The sequence below is a fragment of the Erwinia sp. V90_4 genome (assembly GCF_029967685.1).
GTDB classification, from domain to species: domain Bacteria; phylum Pseudomonadota; class Gammaproteobacteria; order Enterobacterales; family Enterobacteriaceae; genus Erwinia; species Erwinia aphidicola.
Genome location: NZ_JASCAQ010000001.1, coordinates 205,690 through 221,202, shown reverse-complemented (window position 1 = coordinate 221,202; position 15,513 = coordinate 205,690). Strand labels below are relative to the sequence as shown.

Genomic DNA, 15,513 nt, shown 5'->3' with positions numbered 1-15,513 from the left:
ATCCTCGTTTATTGTTCAAGCGCCGCTGACAGGCTGGCCTGGTCGTTTACCGCCGCCGCCGTCAGAGTGTCAACAATACGTTTAGTCAGCCCGGTCAAAACCTTACCCGGGCCCACTTCCAGCAGCGAAGTGACGCCCTGCTGAGCCATAAATTCTACACATTCTGTCCAGCGTACCGGACTGTACAGCTGGCGAACCAGCGCACTGCGAATCGCTTCGCCTGATGTTTCGCACTTCACATCAACGTTATTCACCACCGGGAAGGCGGGGGCGTTAAAGGTAAGTGGCTCCAGCGCTACCGCCAGCTTATCCGCAGCGGGCTTCATCAGCGCGCAGTGCGACGGTACACTCACTGGCAGTGGCAACGCGCGTTTAGCGCCGGCGGCCTTACAGGCAGCACCCGCACGCTCAACGGCTTCTTTGTTGCCGGCAATCACGACCTGGCCAGGGGAGTTAAAGTTTACCGGAGAAACAACCTGCCCCTGCGCAGCGTCTTCACAGGCTTTGGCGATAGACGCATCGTCCAGACCAATAATGGCCTGCATCGCGCCCGTTCCTTCAGGAACGGCTTCCTGCATCAGTCTGCCACGCAGCTCAACCAGCTTGATCGCATCGGCAAAAGCAATGACACCTGCACAAACCAGCGCACTGTACTCACCCAGGCTGTGGCCTGCAAGCATTGACGGCGCTTTTCCGCCTTTTTCCTGCCAAACGCGGAAAATGGCAACAGATGCGGCCAGTAAAGCGGGCTGAGTTTGCCAGGTTTTGTTCAACTCTTCAGCAGGTCCTTGTTGAACCAGCTGCCAGAGGTCATAACCGAGCACAGCAGAGGCTTCACTAAAGGTTTCTTCCACAAGCTTGTTTTCGCTCGCCAAATCGGCCAGCATGCCCAGCGCCTGAGATCCCTGTCCAGGGAAAACCATTGCAAATTGCGTCATTGTGATTTCCTGTTAGTCGCGATGACTTATTAATAAAATTCTTATTAATCAAAAAAGATAATCAGAAGCGCACCAGCGCCGAACCCCAGGTGAACCCGCCGCCAAAGGCTTCCAGCAGGATTAACTGGCCGCGTTGAATACGACCGTCGCGCACCGCTTCATCCAGCGCCGTCGGCACCGAGGCCGCCGAGGTGTTGCCATGACGATCGAGCGTCACCACCACTTTATCCATATCCATACCCAGCTTGCGGGCGGTGGCGCTGATGATACGCAGGTTAGCCTGATGCGGCACCAGCCAGTCGATGGCGCTGCGGTCAAGATTATTGGCCTGAAGGGTTTCGTCAACGATATGTGCCAGCTCGGTCACGGCGACTTTAAAGACTTCGTTACCCGCCATGGTCACATAGGACGGTTGATCCTGATGCTCACGATCCTGATTTGACAGGGTCAGCAGCTGGCCATAGCGGCCATCGGCATGCAGGTGAGTCGAGATAATACCCGGCTCTTCGCTGGCACCCAGTACCACTGCGCCTGCGCCATCACCAAACAGAATGATCGTGCTGCGATCCTCAGGGTCAAGCATGCGCGCCAGCACGTCAGCGCCGATCACCAGGGCATGTTTTACTGCGCCGTTTTTGATGTACTGGTCGGCCACGCTAAGCGCATAGGTGAAACCCGCGCAGGCGGCAGCCAGATCGAAAGATGCCGCATCATCAATCTCCAGCATTTGCTGGATCATGCAGGCGGAACTTGGGAATGCGTGACTTGAGGAGGTGGTCGCAACCACGATCAGGCCAATGTCGTTCTTATCAATTCCGGCCATGGACAGCGCACGTTCTGCGGCGTGGAAACCCATGGTTGCCACGGTTTCATCCGGGCTGGCGATACGACGTTCACGGATACCGGTACGAGTGACAATCCACTCGTCTGACGTATCCACCATTTTTTCCAGATCGGCGTTAGTCCGCACCTGTTCGGGCAAATAGCTGCCCGTACCGATAATTTTCGTATGCATGTACGCTCAGTCACTCTTAGGTAATACAGCTTGAAGGCGGGCAGCAATCCGCTCGGGTACTTGCCGCCGCACCGCCTGCTCTGCCTGTTGGATAGCCACCGCAAATGCGCGTTCATTCGCGGCACCGTGACTCTTAATCACGGTGCCGCGTAATCCTAACAGACAGGCGCCATTGTACTGGTCGGGGTTGAGATGGCCGAATTTCTTCGTCAGGCGCTTTTGTAGAACGCGCCCCAGCACTCGCAACCACCAGACCGTCTTTTTACCTTCGCCCTGTGATTTCAACAGCGAAAGGAACATTCTTACCACGCCTTCCATCGTTTTCAGCGTGACATTGCCCACGAAACCGTCGCAGACAAGCACGTCTGTCTTACCGGTAAGAAGATCGTTGCCTTCGAGGTATCCAATATAGTTAATTTCTGGCGTTTCACGCAGCCTGGCTGACGCATCGCGAATCGAAATCAACCCTTTGGTCTCTTCCTGACCAATATTAAGTAGTGCCACTCTTGGGCGCGTAATGGCTAACACTTCTTCCGCCATTACCGCACCCATAACAGCAAACTGCACCAGCATAGCACTGTCAGAATCGACGTTAGCGCCTAAATCCAGAACCACGGTCTTGCCGTGCTGCTGATGCGGTAACACGGTCACTAACGCCGGGCGGTCAATGCCGTCCAGCGGTTTTAATAATAGTTTGGCCAGCCCCATCAGCGCCCCGGTATTGCCCGCGCTAATGCAGGCCTGAGCCTGCCCTTCTTTCACCTGCTCCAGCGCCATTCGCATGGATGACCCGCGGCTGGCGCGAATCGCCTTTGAAGGGCTGTCATCACTGGCAATAACCGATTCGGCAGCAATAATCTGCAGACGCGCCCTGAGGGCAGAATCAGCTGTGGTAAGTAATGACGTGATTTTGTCGGGATCGCCGACTAATAGAAGATGCAGATGTGGGTTAGATGCCAGTGCCTGCAGTGATGCAGGCACTGTCACGCAGGGACCGAAGTCCCCGCCCATGGCATCTATCGCCAGGGTCAATCGTGTCAAAATAGCTCCGCTAGCCGCGGAATTACTTAACGATGACCTTGCGACCGCGGTAGTAACCATCCGCAGTGATGTGGTGACGCAGATGAGTTTCGCCAGAAACTTTGTCTACGGAAAGAGCTGCAGTGGTCAGGGCATCGTGTGAACGACGCATGCCACGCTTGGAACGGGTTGGTTTATTCTGTTGTACGGCCATGGACCTTACTCCTATTACTTACGCTTTAAACTGGCTAATACGGCAAATGGGTTTGGTTTTTCTGCCTCTGCAGGCAACTTGCCAAAGACCATGTCCGCCTCGGACACTTCACAGTGTTCAGAATCATGCACCGGAACGACAGGCAGGGCGAGAATGATTTCATCCTCAACCAATGCCAGCAGATCGGTTTCGCCAAACTCGTTGACGTTGATCGGCTCGTACGCTTCCGGCAATGCTTCGGCCTGTTCGTCAGTGACGACCGGGCTGAAACAGTACGATACGTGGACATGATGCGGGAATGTCTGATTGCAGCGTTGGCAGCACAGCGTCACAGAAACTTCAGCCGTACCTTTCAGTACCGCCAGGCGCTGTTCGTCAATCGCAAACGACATCACACATTCAACATCACTGTCCACGCTAACCACCGAGTCGGCGATACGCTCAACCTGTTCAGGGGTGTAAACACCCTGGTAGTCCAGGCGTTTTTGAGCGGTTCGGACCGCATCGAGAGTCAGGGGTAATTTTACCTTTTGCATAGGGCGCGCATATTAACTTTGTAACGACATAGAGTCAAAGAAAAAGGCCGTAAAACGGCATCTTTCAGCCATGATTCGCATCCTGTGCGGCGCATAGTTTAAAATGCCTGCCACCGATTCGCTATATATTCTGGAAAAAATTATGCGCCAACTGGTTTTAGCCTCTACGTCCACCTACCGAAAGGCGCTGCTCACCAAGCTTCAGCTGCCGTTTATCACTGCGGCACCGGAGGTTGATGAAACCCCGCTCGCCGGGGAATCCGCGACAGATTTGGTGGCCCGCCTTGCGGCAGCGAAAGCTCTGGCACTGGCGGCTGCATACCCCGATCACCTGATTATCGGCTCAGATCAGGTCTGCGTGGTCGCGGGCAAAATTTGCGGCAAACCGCATACCGAGGAGAATGCCCACGCCCAGCTGCGTGCCGCCAGCGGGCACAGCGTGGTGTTTTACACCGGCCTGGCACTGCACGACAGCCGCGAAGGAACAACGCAACTTATCTGTGAGCCATTCAGCGTTGATTTCCGTGAATTAAGCGACAGTGAAATTGCGGCATATGTTGGCAAAGAACAGCCGCTAAACTGCGCAGGCAGTTTTAAAAGTGAGGGGCTGGGCATCACGCTATTTGACCGTTTATCGGGGCGCGACCCCAATACGCTGGTCGGGCTGCCGCTGATAGCGCTGTGTGAGATGTTAAGAAAGGCAGGGGTGAATCCGCTAGGATGATAGCGCGACGGTGATGCGGGTCAGGCATGCCTGACCCCGTTAAATAACAGGTTACGTTGCCGGGTACTGCTTCCGCAGGATATCCAGGCAGCGCTTGAGCTGGTCGTCCAGTGGTGCTTCCACGCGCATCACTTCGCCGCTTGCTGGATGGGTGAAGCGCAGCGCTGCAGCATGCAGAAACAGGCGTTTAAGCCCGGTGCCGCTCAGCTGCATGTCAAACTCGGCCTCACCATAGCGATCGTCAAACGCAATCGGATGCCCGGCATGGAGCGTATGCACACGGATCTGATGAGTACGCCCGGTAACCGGGCTGGCTTTCACCAGCGTTGCTATTGCGTAGCGCTCTTCCACTTTAAACAGCGTCTCGGACGGCTTACCTTCGCTGTTCACTTTGACGATGCGCTCGCCGCTTTGCAGAATATTTTTCATCAATGGCGCCCGCACCGCCTTCACGTGCGAAGGCCACTGCCCGCGTACCAGCGCCAGATAATCTTTCTGCATGCCCTTTTCCCGCAGCTGCTCGTGCAGCGAGCGCAGCGCCGAGCGCTTCTTCGCCACCAGCAGAATGCCGGACGTATCGCGGTCCAGGCGATGCACCAATTCAAGGAAGCGGGCCTCCGGGCGCAGCGCGCGCAGGCCTTCAATCACGCCAAAGCTCAGACCGCTGCCGCCGTGAACCGCGGTACCGGAAGGCTTGTTCATCACCAGAATATGGTCATCTTCATAAACAATCGCGCCTTCCAGCGCAGCCACCTTGGTCAGCTTCGGCGACACGTTCTCTTCTTCACGTTCAGCCACGCGCACCGGCGGAATACGCACCTCATCCCCGGCCTCAAGCTTGTATTCAGGCTTGATGCGTTTTTTGTTCACCCGCACTTCGCCCTTACGCAAAATGCGATAAATCATGCTCTTCGGCACCCCTTTTAGTTGGGTGCGCAAAAAGTTATCGATGCGCTGTCCTGCCTCATCGGCAGAAATAGCAATAAAATGTACGGCTGGAGTATTGGTTTTCATGGTTGGCGATTCTAAATAGTGCGCTGTGATAGCGCCACCTCTTTTTCTGTGCTTAACTGAGTTGGACGGTTTCGCAGAAGGTTATGATCGGTTTTTAGACGATCTGCTGAAAAGCACTGCAATTCGCTCTAAAAGCTGAGAGAAACTTCTCAACGCGGAGAAAGTCATCTTGCGATCACCCGCTTAGCAATGGAATAATGTTTCCGTTTTGACGCTAAGACTTGTGAATGCGAGAAAAAAGCGTTTACCCGATAGCTTTCAGCCTTCCTTTATATGGCAGTTGAAAGATAAGGGTGTAATACGAAATTTTGCCGGATAGCCCATACACGCAGCAATGGCGTAAGACGTATTGTGCAATCAGGCATTTAGCGGGCTGCGGGTTGCAGCCTGGACGAAAACGGGATTGGTTCACCTGGTATTATACTGGCGGTTCTCCCTATCAAAGCGCTGTTTTTCCATATGTAAAACAGGCTACCGAGTATTTGCGCCCCAAGAGCAGCCGACATCCGTGAGGTTGACGGCTTTGCGATGAGACACGGGGTCATCGGTCTTTCACGTCCAGCGTTACTTTGCCCGCAGCTTTGTCACTAATGTAAGAATAATGAGTAAGTTACGATGAAAAGAATGCTGATAAACGCAACTCAGCAGGAAGAGTTGCGTGTTGCCCTCGTGGACGGACAACGTCTGTACGATCTGGATATTGAAAGCCCTGGACACGAACAGAAAAAAGCCAACATCTATAAAGGCAAGATCACCCGCATTGAACCCAGTCTGGAAGCCGCATTTGTTGACTACGGCGCTGAAAGACACGGTTTCCTACCTCTGAAAGAAATCTCCCGCGAATACTTCCCTGCTAACTACAACGCACACGGCCGCCCGAATATTAAGGACGTACTGCGTGAAGGCCAGGAAGTGATCGTACAGATTGATAAAGAAGAACGTGGTAACAAGGGTGCTGCCCTGACCACCTTTATCAGCCTGGCAGGCAGCTATCTGGTCCTGATGCCGAATAACCCACGTGCAGGCGGGATTTCACGCCGCATCGAGGGTGACGACCGCACCGAACTGAAAGAAGCCCTTTCGGCTCTTGAGTTACCAGACGGCATGGGCCTGATCGTGCGTACTGCGGGCGTTGGCAAGCAGGCCGATGCGCTGCAGTGGGACCTCAGTTTCCGCCTGAAGCACTGGGACGCCATAAAGAAAGCCGCTGACAGCCGCCCTGCCCCGTTCCTGATCCACCAGGAGAGCAACGTGATTGTGCGTGCTTTCCGTGACTATCTGCGCCAGGACATCGGCGAAATCCTGATCGACAACCCGAAAGTGCTCGAACTGGCGCGCCAGCATATCGCCGCACTGGGCCGCCCGGATTTCAGCAGCAAAATTAAACTGTACACCGGTGAAATCCCGCTGTTCAGCCACTATCAGATTGAGTCGCAGATCGAGTCCGCTTTCCAGCGTGAAGTGCGTCTGCCTTCCGGCGGCTCGATTGTTATCGACACCACTGAAGCCCTGACCGCTATCGATATCAACTCCGCGCGCGCAACCCGCGGCGGCGACATCGAAGAGACCGCCTTCAACACCAACTTGGAAGCGGCTGACGAAATCGCCCGCCAGCTGCGCCTGCGCGACCTCGGCGGCCTGATCGTTATCGACTTTATCGATATGACCCCGGTACGTCACCAGCGTGCGGTTGAAAACCGCCTGCGTGAAGCGGTTCGCCAGGATCGTGCGCGTATTCAGATTAGCCATATTTCACGCTTCGGCCTGCTGGAAATGTCGCGTCAGCGTCTCAGCCCGTCACTGGGTGAATCCAGCCATCACGTGTGCCCACGCTGTAGCGGTACCGGCACCATCCGTGATAACGAATCGCTGGCGCTCTCTATCCTGCGTCTGATTGAAGAAGAAGCGCTGAAAGAGAACACCAAAGAAGTTCACGCGATTGTTCCAGTCCAGGTAGCGTCATACCTGCTGAACGAGAAGCGCGAAGCGGTCAGCGCCATCGAGAAACGTCAGGGTGGCGTCAAAGCTATCATCGTGCCAAACGATCAGATGCAGACTCCGCACTACTCCGTGCTGCGCGTGCGTAACGGCGAAGAGACTCAGACCCTGAGCTACCATCTGCCGAAGCTGCACGAAGCCGAAATGGCCCTGCCGTCTGAGGAAGAGCATTCAGAGCGTAAGCGCCCTGAACAGCCCGCTCTGGCGGCCTTCGTGATGCCAGATGCACCACCGGCGCCGGTAGAAGAAGTTACCGCAGCTGTTGCCCCTGCCGCCCCTGCGAAACCGGAAGCGAAAGCCCCTGCGGCCCCCGCTCAGCCGGGCCTGATGAGCCGCTTCTTCAGCGGGCTGAAGAAAATGTTTGCCGCTGAAGAGAAACCGCCCGCGCAGCCAGTACAGCCGGTGGTAGAAGAGAAAGCGCCAGAAGCTGCTGCACCGCGTGGTGAACGCCGCAACAATCGCCGCCAGAATAACCGTCGCGACCGTAATGGTGACCGCAACGGCGAGCGCAATGAGCGTTACGGTGACCGCAGCGAACGTAGCGGTGAGCGCAACGAGCGCGGTGGTGAGCGTAATAACGACCGTAACGCAGAGCGTAACGATCGTAATGCGGATCGCAATGGCGAGCGTACTGAACGTAACGATCGTGCCCCGCGCGAGCGTAACAATGAAGCGCGTGAAGGCCGTGATAACAACCGTCGCAACAATAACAAACGCAACTCGCAGCAGAACGACTCACGCAGCGAGCGCATGGTGCCGGACGAATTCGAGCGCAGCGAGCCTTCACAGCCGCAGCCGCGTCAGGAACGTCAGCGTCGTCGCCCGTCTCAGAACCAGGAAGAAAAACGCCCGGTTGTGCAGGAAGAGGCAATTGTTGAACCGATCGTCGCCGCGGTAGATGAAAATCAGGATGCGCAGGAAGAGAACGTACAGGTGATGCCGCGCCGTAAACCGCGCCAGCTGAATCAGAAAGTGCGTATCGAAACCGCCGAGCAGACTGCCGCGCGTTCATTCGAACCGCAAACCGCTGCACCAGCAGCTGCGGTGAATGAGCCAGCTGCAGCTGAAGCCGATGACAGCGAAGATCGCGAAAGCAACAACATGCCGCGCCGTTCACGCCGTTCGCCGCGCCACCTGCGCGTCAGCGGTCAGCGTCGTCGTCGTTACCGTGATGAGCGTTACCCAACACAATCCCCAATGCCGCTGGCTAACGCTGCTGCATCGCCAGAGATGGCATCCGGGAAAGTGTGGGTCTCCTATCCGGTTGCGCAGGCTAACGATCACGAAACTCATGCTGAGCATCAGTCTGTGGTTCCCGCTTACGGTCACGCCGATGTGGCAGAACCTGCCGCCGTGGAAACCGCTGCCGCCGTTGCCGCTGTTGAAACCGTTGCGGCTATCGAAGCACCTGCTGCGGTTGAAGCCCCTGCTGCGGTTGAGGCCCCTGCTGAAGTAGCGGCTCCGGCGGAAGTGACTGCACCGGCAGCCGTGGCAGAAGCCCCGGTTGCGGAAACGCCAGCGGTGCCGGTATCAGAAGCTGAACCTGTGCATATCGCAGAACCACAGCCGGAAATGCAGCCGGAGATTGCTCCGGTGGAAGCGGCGGACACTTCAGCTATCGATGCTGCGGTGAACGAAGAGCCGGCGGTGATCTCCAGCGCTGACGAAGTTGTTGCACAGGAAACGGCAGCCGAAGCGGTCCCGGCGCAGCCTGCGCCAGCTTTCGAAGCGGTTGATGCCGTGGCAGAAATGGTGGAAGAAGCCCAGCACGCTGAACAGCCTCAGGTTACTGAAGCGGCCAGCGAACTGGCGCATGAAACTGTCGCTGACGTTAGCCCGGAAGTTGAACAGCAGGTTGCCGAAGTGCTGCACGCACCAGAAGCTGCCGCTGAGCAGCCAGCTGCCATCAGCGAGCCGCACGCACCGGTTCCGGCACGTGACGAGCCGGCCGTTGCCGCCGTTGCTGCGCCAGCGCAGAGCAGCTTCAAGCACCATGCTACCGCGCCAATGACTAAAGCGCCGGCTCCGGCTTACCAGCCAGAACCTGCTCGCCAAAGCGACTGGGTGCGCCCTGACTTCAACTTTGAAGGTAAAGGCTCCGCAGGCGGTCATGCTGCCACTCATCAGGCGACGGCTCCGGCAACGCGTCCGTAACTGTCCCGCTGAGTAAAAAGCCCCGGTCTGATGACCGGGGCTTTTTTTATGCCTGAACGGCCAGTGAATCCCATACCCGCATAATGTCGTCTATCGCCTGCTCGCACACCGCCGGCAACCGCCCGCTCAGCGCAGGCGACAAACCTGCCCCGGTGCGCGCGCAAGGTACACTCGGGGAGGTCGCCACCGGGCGTAAATGGCAGGCAAAAAAAATCCCGCTGTCGGCAGGTAAATACCGACAGCGGGGGAAACTGAGCACACCCGGTTTAAGCATGCTCAAAATTTAATATGGGATCAGGAATTCAGCTTGAACAGCGACAGCTTGGACATCTGCTGGAACACGGTATAGGAAGCCTGCAAAGCGGCCTGCTGCATGGTGTAGCTGGAGATAGTTTCGGTAGTATCGGCATCTACCAGCCCGCTCAGCTGAGTTTTCAGGTTCAGAGTAGTGTCATCCCCTTTGGAGTCGAGGTTTGTCAGCTCCTGCAGGTTGGTCCCCACCTCGGCGCGCACGGTAGAGACATTATTCAGCGAGTTCTTAAGGCCGCGGATCGATTTTTCCATATCGGCGGAGGCGGAATCGACGGTGGTCTGATCGGCGTCAGCCAGCGGCGTTTTCAACGCTTTAATCGCGGTGTCCAGCGTCGTGAAAATGTTGCTTTCACCGGTCGAACCATCCGGCTCTTTCGTGGCGTTACTGGTCAAGGAGTCGAAAATTTGTGCACCGGTGTGGTTGGTCGTCAACGTACGGCTGGCATCTACCTTTTGAGTAATAGGCGTGGTGCCACCTGCATAAGTCGTTTCACCCGTGGTGGCGTCCGTGACAAACGGGGCAGTATCGCTTTTGTAGCCGGCAAACACATAGCGGCCATTACCGTCAGTGCTGTTAGCCAGGTTCAGCAGCTGTGCACGAAGGCCCTCCAGCTGAGTAGCGTAAGAGGCGCGGTCATCATCAGACAGCGTGCCGTTCGATGCCGCCACCAGGGTAGTCTGGGCGCTGATCACCACATCGGCAACCTGCTTCAGCGTGGTGTCTTCGGTTGACTGGTTTTGCGTGGCAAACACGCGCGCCGTGGAAAATTGCGCAGTCTGGGCCTGAGCCTGGGAAACCACCACCGCCTGCGCGGCTGCTACTGGGTCATCCGACGGATTGACGACGCGTTTACCGGTGGACAGCTGCTCACCGACTTTCAACCAGCTCTGCTGCGAGTTGGCAATGCCGCGGGCCTGCTGGTCATAGATCATGCTGGTACTGAGACGCATGGTTTAATTCCTCTGCAAAAATCAGCTGACTGCGGACATCAGCGACTGGAAAATGGTGGAAGCGGTCTGCAGTACCTGGGCATTCGCCATGTAGTACTGCTGGTAACGCGTCAGATTGGCATACTCTTCATCAAGGTTGACGCCGGAAACCGACTGCTGCTGATTGGTCAGCTGCGTCACCACAGCGGTCTGCGTGGTACTGGTGGTTTTCAGCGTGCTGGTTTTGTTTCCCACATCCGCCACCAGGCTGGCATAGGCCTGAGTCAGGGTACTTTTGCCGTTAATCACACCGGCGGTCTGGATATTCAGCAGCTTCTGCGCATTCTCGTTGTTACTTGCGCCACCGACAGCACTGGCGGCAGCCAGTTTGCCTTCATCGGAGATCAGCACGCTCATTCCGGTAATGGTGTCGGCAACCGGCTTGACCGTGAAGCTGTCTTTGGCAGCAGGCAGCTTATCGTAGCTGAGCGTCAGACCATCAAAAGAGAGCGTCTGCGCGGTGCTGTCAACGGTGATAGCGGCTTTGCTGTTGTCGGAAAGGCGTGTTGCCGTCCAGTTAGTACCGTCATAGCTGACGGTGTAGTTGGAGGCCTGTACCTTCGTGGTGTCCGCCCAGGTGGCGCTTAACGATGCCCCACCGCTGTTTTTGGTGTTCGAGACCACCGCCGGGCTGCCGAGGCTGAACAGCGCGCCGCCCGCATCGCCGTTGGCATCCACACCTTCCTGGTGCTGGGTGTTCAGGCTGGTGCCGAGCGCCATTGCCAGCTGGCCAATCTGGTTACGCACGCCGTCGAGCTCTTTACGGAACGCCAGCAGGCCCCCGAGCGAACCGCTGGTCACCTGTGATTCAGGCAGTTCGCTTTTTGCGCCGGTGGTGGCATCCACGGTAGCGATAGTGGTACGCGACGGATCGGCGCTGGACGGCACGGCCGCCAGCTGGCTGTAGCTGCTGCCCTGCACCAGCGAGACGCCGCTGCCAATGGAGATGTTGTAACTGCCGCCATCCTGCTGACTGACGGTAACACCCACCAGCTTATTCAACTCGCTTACCAGCTGATCGCGCTGATCCAGCAGGTCATTCGGTTCGCTGCCCGCACCTGCACCCTTCAGCTTGCCGATCTGCTGGTTAACGTTCGCGATCTGCTTAGCGTAGTTATTGATCTGATCAACGGTCGAGGTGACAGAGGTATTGACGCTGCTGTCCAGATTGGACAGATAGGTATCGGTGACCTTGAACTGGTTTACCAGCCCTTCCGCTTTACCCAGCACGGCAGTACGCGACGAGGAGTCGCTGGCATTGCTGACCAGACTCTGCAGCGAGCTGAAGAAGTCCTGGATGTTGCTCGACAGGGTGTTAGTGGTGCTGGACAGCATATCGTCGATATTCGACATCTGGCTGTACTGCGTGCTGATGCTGCTGGCCTGAGTGCTGGCGGCACGCAGCTGATTGGTGATGAACTGGTCATATTCGCGATACACCGCCGAGACGCTGGCCCCGTTGCCGTAGTAGTTGTTGCCGCTCAGGGTGCTGGCGGTCTGGGCAAGGACCGTGGTCTGGCGTGAATAACCGCTAACGGCATAGTTAGTGATGTTATTACTGGTGGTATTCAGCGCGGCGGAGGCGGCGCTCAATCCGCTCATCGCGGTATTAATTAAGTTTGCCATTTCGGGTCCTTGTTAACCGGCAACTGCAGAGCCAGCATTGACGAATCGTTTGCCGGTAAGTTGGGTTAACTCAAATCCGGCCTGAAAAGGTTATCGGTACAACCGGGGTAAACTTGAGACCAAAAGCCAAAAAAATCAGAATAACGTGGAGATATCTTTCATATCCTGACCATAGGCTTTCACCACTTTTTCACCCATGTTTTTGAACTGCTGGATCATCCCCACCAGCTTCTGTGCATATTTCGGATCGGTCGCGTAACCCGCCGCCTGCAAGGCCTGGGCGCCCTGCTCCGGTGACGCTGCCGTGGTGACGGCGGCGTAGCGCGGGTTGTTGCTCAGCAGCTTGACGTAGTCGGTCAGCGCGTCGAAGTAGGAGTCATAAACGCGGAACTTCTGCTTCACCTTCTTCGCTTCGCCGTTCTCATATTCGGTGGTCATTACGTCGGTGGTTTTGCCCTGCCAGCTGCCCGTAGCTTTGATGCCAAAGACGTTATAGCTCGGCTTACCGTCACGCGTCAGGATCTGGCGCTGCCCCCAGCCGGATTCCAGCGCCGCCTGGGCGAGGATCAGGTGATGCGGAATTCCGCTCTGCTCGCTGGCGGCTTTTGCCGGCTGCGACAGCTGGGCGATAAAGTCGCTGTTATCGCCGGAAAGCGGCATTTCGCTGGCGTTGAAGCGCGGAACCGCTTTACGCACCATCTGTTCCATCGCCAGCGGCGGCAGCGTGTTGATAAAGGCTTTATCCAACGGCATAGGCACCGTTCCGGCTTTTTCGTCCGGGGCTTTCTGCGTTTCCATCTGCTTGACGATCATATCGGCCAGCCCTAACCCCTTCGAGGCGATCTGCTGGCCGATCTGCTGGTCATACATTGAGGTGTACAGCCGCGTCTGTTCGGTGCTCAGCATGCCGTCCTGCGGCAGCGCCTGACGCATGCTTTTCAGCATCATCTGCACGAACATCCCTTCCACCTGCTTAGCAACCTGCAGCGCATGCGCTTTCGGATCGCTGCTGGCAAGGCGCTTCAGGTTGTTGAGCGAGCGGCTGTCATACGCCGCGCCCATCATCGACTGGCTGTTGTCACTCATCAGATAATTTCCAGTTTGGCGTGCAGGCAACCGGCGCTCTGCATCGACTGTAGAATGGACATAAGGTCGATTGGCGTTGCACCCAGCGCATTCAGGGCGCGCACCACGCTGTTGAGATTGGCGCTGGCATTCACGCTCTGCAACGCTCCGCCGCTCTGGCGCAGATCGATCTGCGTCTGTGGCGTCACCACCGTCTGACCGCCGCCAAACGGCGTGTTCGGCTGGCTGACGTTCTGAGTCTGATTCACCGTCACCGACAGGTTGCCCTGCGCCACTGCACACTGGCTCAGCATCACTTCGCGGTTCATCACCACCGAGCCGGTGCGCGAGTTGATGATCACTTTGGCATCCTGAATCGGCACGGAGACGTCGATATTCTGGATATCGGCCAGCTGGCGCACCTGCGAGGTGCTGTTAGCGCTGCTGCGGATCTGAATGGTGCGGCCATCCAGCGCCTGCGCCATGCCATAGCCGCCGCGGCTGTTGATGGCGTCGCTGATGCGCTGCGCCATGCTGAAATCTTCCTGATTAAGGAACAGGTTAATCACGTTGCTGCTGCCGAAGTTGTTTGGCAGCTCACGTTCAATGGTGGCGCCACCGGTAATGCGCCCGCCGTTCACCTGGTTGACCTGCACGCTGCTGCCACCGGCGGCGGCACTGGCTCCGCCGATCAGCACGTTACCCTGCGCCAGCGCATACACCTGGTTATCCACGCCTTTCAGCGGAGTCATCAGCAGCGTACCGCCGCGCAGGCTTTTGGCGTTACCCATAGAGGAAACCACCACGTCCACCACCTGCCCCTGGCGACCAAAGGCCGGCAGCTTGGCGGTAACCATCACCGCCGCGACGTTTTTCAGCTGCATATTGGTGCCGGCGGGGACGGTAATCCCCAACTGCGACAGCATGTTGCTCAGGCTCTGAGTGGTAAACGGAGTCTGGGTAGTCTGGTCACCGGTGCCGTCCAGCCCCACCACCAGGCCGTAGCCGATCAGGGAGTTATCGCGCACTCCGCCAACGGTAGTGAGATCGCGAATACGATCGGCCTGCGCCAGGGCGCTGATCCCCACCGTCAGCAGCAAAGCAAATCGAATCAGTACATTACGCATGAAAACCTCTTACATCGGTGATATGTTCAGGAAGAACCGCTGCAGCCAGCCCATGGTTTGTGCCTCATTGATGTAGCCGTTACCGACGTACTCAATGCGCGCATCCGCCACCTGGGTTGATACTACGCTGTTGCTGGCGCTAATCGTGCGTGGGTTAACCACCCCGGAGAAGCGGATAAACTCAGTTCCCTGATTAATCTCAATCTGTTTCTCACCGACCACGCTCAGGTTGCCGTTTGGCAGTACCTGATTGACGGTAACGGTAATCGTACCGGTAAAGGTGTTATTGGCCGTTGCGCCACCCTTACCGGCGAAATCATTTTTACCGGCCCCGGCGAAGGTGGTTTTGTCACCGCCCAGCAGGCCAGCCAGCGCGTTCGGCGTGGCGGTCAGCCCGAAGCTGCTGCTGCCGTCACGTCCGGCATTGGCAGAAGAACTCTTACTCGCGCTGACGTTTTCCTGCAGCGTGATGGTTAATGTGTCGCCAATATTACGCGGGCGTCGATCCTCAAACAGCGGCTGGTAGCCGTAGTTCATTGGCATCACACCCTGAAAAATAGAGCCGTTGACCACCGGCGGAGAAGCAGGCAGCGGCTGAGCCGTTGTCGAACCTTCTACCAGAGGCTTACGGGGAACTAACGCACAACCGTTAAGCGTCAGCAGCATCGCGGCTACTAACAAACGTCCAGGCAATGAGATCTGCTGCGCCATGGAAATGAACCTTTCATTACGTGAATATTTTATTAACGGGCCGGGCAGTAAAGCCCGGCACCTGCGACG

Annotated in this window: 13 protein-coding genes; 2 read left to right on the top strand and 11 right to left on the bottom strand. The window is 56.9% G+C overall.

The genetic code is table 11. The features are described 5' to 3' along the window. Positions 1 to 8: 8 nt before the first annotated feature. The 5 genes from fabD to yceD all read right to left on the bottom strand — a co-directional run bounded on the left by fabD (position 9) and on the right by yceD (position 3,723). A complete protein-coding gene (gene fabD, locus QLG07_RS01025; protein ID WP_282468245.1) occupies positions 9 to 938 on the bottom strand; it encodes an ACP S-malonyltransferase in 930 nt (309 codons plus the stop codon). A 61-nt stretch (positions 939 to 999) separates the two neighbouring features. Continuing rightward, the gene (locus tag QLG07_RS01020; protein WP_048916395.1) at positions 1,000 to 1,953 is read right to left on the bottom strand and encodes a beta-ketoacyl-ACP synthase III; all 954 of its coding nucleotides are present in this window, start codon (positions 1,951 to 1,953) and stop codon (positions 1,000 to 1,002) included. A gap of 6 nt (positions 1,954 to 1,959) precedes the next feature. Beyond that, entirely contained in the window at positions 1,960 to 2,994 is a 1,035-nt protein-coding gene (plsX, locus tag QLG07_RS01015; RefSeq protein ID WP_187496987.1) for a phosphate acyltransferase PlsX, read from the bottom strand. Positions 2,995 to 3,016: 22 nt separating this feature from the next. Further along, positions 3,017 to 3,187: a 50S ribosomal protein L32 gene (rpmF, locus tag QLG07_RS01010; RefSeq protein WP_003849870.1), complete on the bottom strand. Its 171-nt coding sequence runs from the start codon at positions 3,185 to 3,187 to the stop codon at positions 3,017 to 3,019. Between the two features lie 14 nt (positions 3,188 to 3,201). Next, positions 3,202 to 3,723, bottom strand: coding sequence for a 23S rRNA accumulation protein YceD (gene yceD / locus QLG07_RS01005; RefSeq protein WP_133623949.1), 522 nt, complete (start codon positions 3,721 to 3,723; stop codon positions 3,202 to 3,204). Positions 3,724 to 3,865: 142 nt separating this feature from the next. Here yceD and QLG07_RS01000 point away from each other — a divergent pair, with 142 nt between their 5' ends. Continuing rightward, positions 3,866 to 4,447: a nucleoside triphosphate pyrophosphatase gene (locus QLG07_RS01000; RefSeq protein WP_282468244.1), complete on the top strand. Its 582-nt coding sequence runs from the start codon at positions 3,866 to 3,868 to the stop codon at positions 4,445 to 4,447. Positions 4,448 to 4,498: 51 nt separating this feature from the next. Here the strand turns inward: QLG07_RS01000 and rluC are convergent, their stop codons facing one another. Then, complete coding sequence (gene rluC / locus QLG07_RS00995) at positions 4,499 to 5,461, bottom strand: 23S rRNA pseudouridine(955/2504/2580) synthase RluC (protein WP_048916399.1); 963 nt, start codon at positions 5,459 to 5,461, stop codon at positions 4,499 to 4,501. Between the two features lie 615 nt (positions 5,462 to 6,076). On the opposite strand from rluC, the gene rne reads away from it, so the two are divergent. Beyond that, positions 6,077 to 9,613, top strand: coding sequence for a ribonuclease E (gene rne / locus QLG07_RS00990; protein ID WP_282468243.1), 3,537 nt, complete (start codon positions 6,077 to 6,079; stop codon positions 9,611 to 9,613). A 294-nt stretch (positions 9,614 to 9,907) separates the two neighbouring features. Here the strand turns inward: rne and flgL are convergent, their stop codons facing one another. The 5 genes from flgL to QLG07_RS00965 form a co-directional block, all read right to left on the bottom strand. Continuing rightward, positions 9,908 to 10,876: a flagellar hook-associated protein FlgL gene (gene flgL / locus QLG07_RS00985; protein WP_099753393.1), complete on the bottom strand. Its 969-nt coding sequence runs from the start codon at positions 10,874 to 10,876 to the stop codon at positions 9,908 to 9,910. Positions 10,877 to 10,897: 21 nt separating this feature from the next. After that, positions 10,898 to 12,541 carry a flagellar hook-associated protein FlgK gene (gene flgK / locus QLG07_RS00980; RefSeq protein WP_282468242.1) on the bottom strand — a complete coding sequence of 548 codons (1,644 nt, stop codon included), beginning with the start codon at positions 12,539 to 12,541 and terminating at the stop codon, positions 10,898 to 10,900. 135 nt (positions 12,542 to 12,676) lie between these two features. Further along, a complete protein-coding gene (flgJ, locus tag QLG07_RS00975; protein ID WP_048916403.1) occupies positions 12,677 to 13,627 on the bottom strand; it encodes a flagellar assembly peptidoglycan hydrolase FlgJ in 951 nt (316 codons plus the stop codon). Then, positions 13,627 to 14,733 (bottom strand): flagellar basal body P-ring protein FlgI, encoded by a 1,107-nt coding sequence (locus QLG07_RS00970; RefSeq protein ID WP_133623957.1) that lies wholly within the window; start codon positions 14,731 to 14,733, stop codon positions 13,627 to 13,629. Before QLG07_RS00970 ends, flgJ begins: the two co-directional genes overlap by 1 nt. A gap of 9 nt (positions 14,734 to 14,742) precedes the next feature. Next, positions 14,743 to 15,444 (bottom strand): flagellar basal body L-ring protein FlgH, encoded by a 702-nt coding sequence (locus QLG07_RS00965; RefSeq protein ID WP_048916405.1) that lies wholly within the window; start codon positions 15,442 to 15,444, stop codon positions 14,743 to 14,745. Positions 15,445 to 15,513 lie beyond the last annotated feature (69 nt).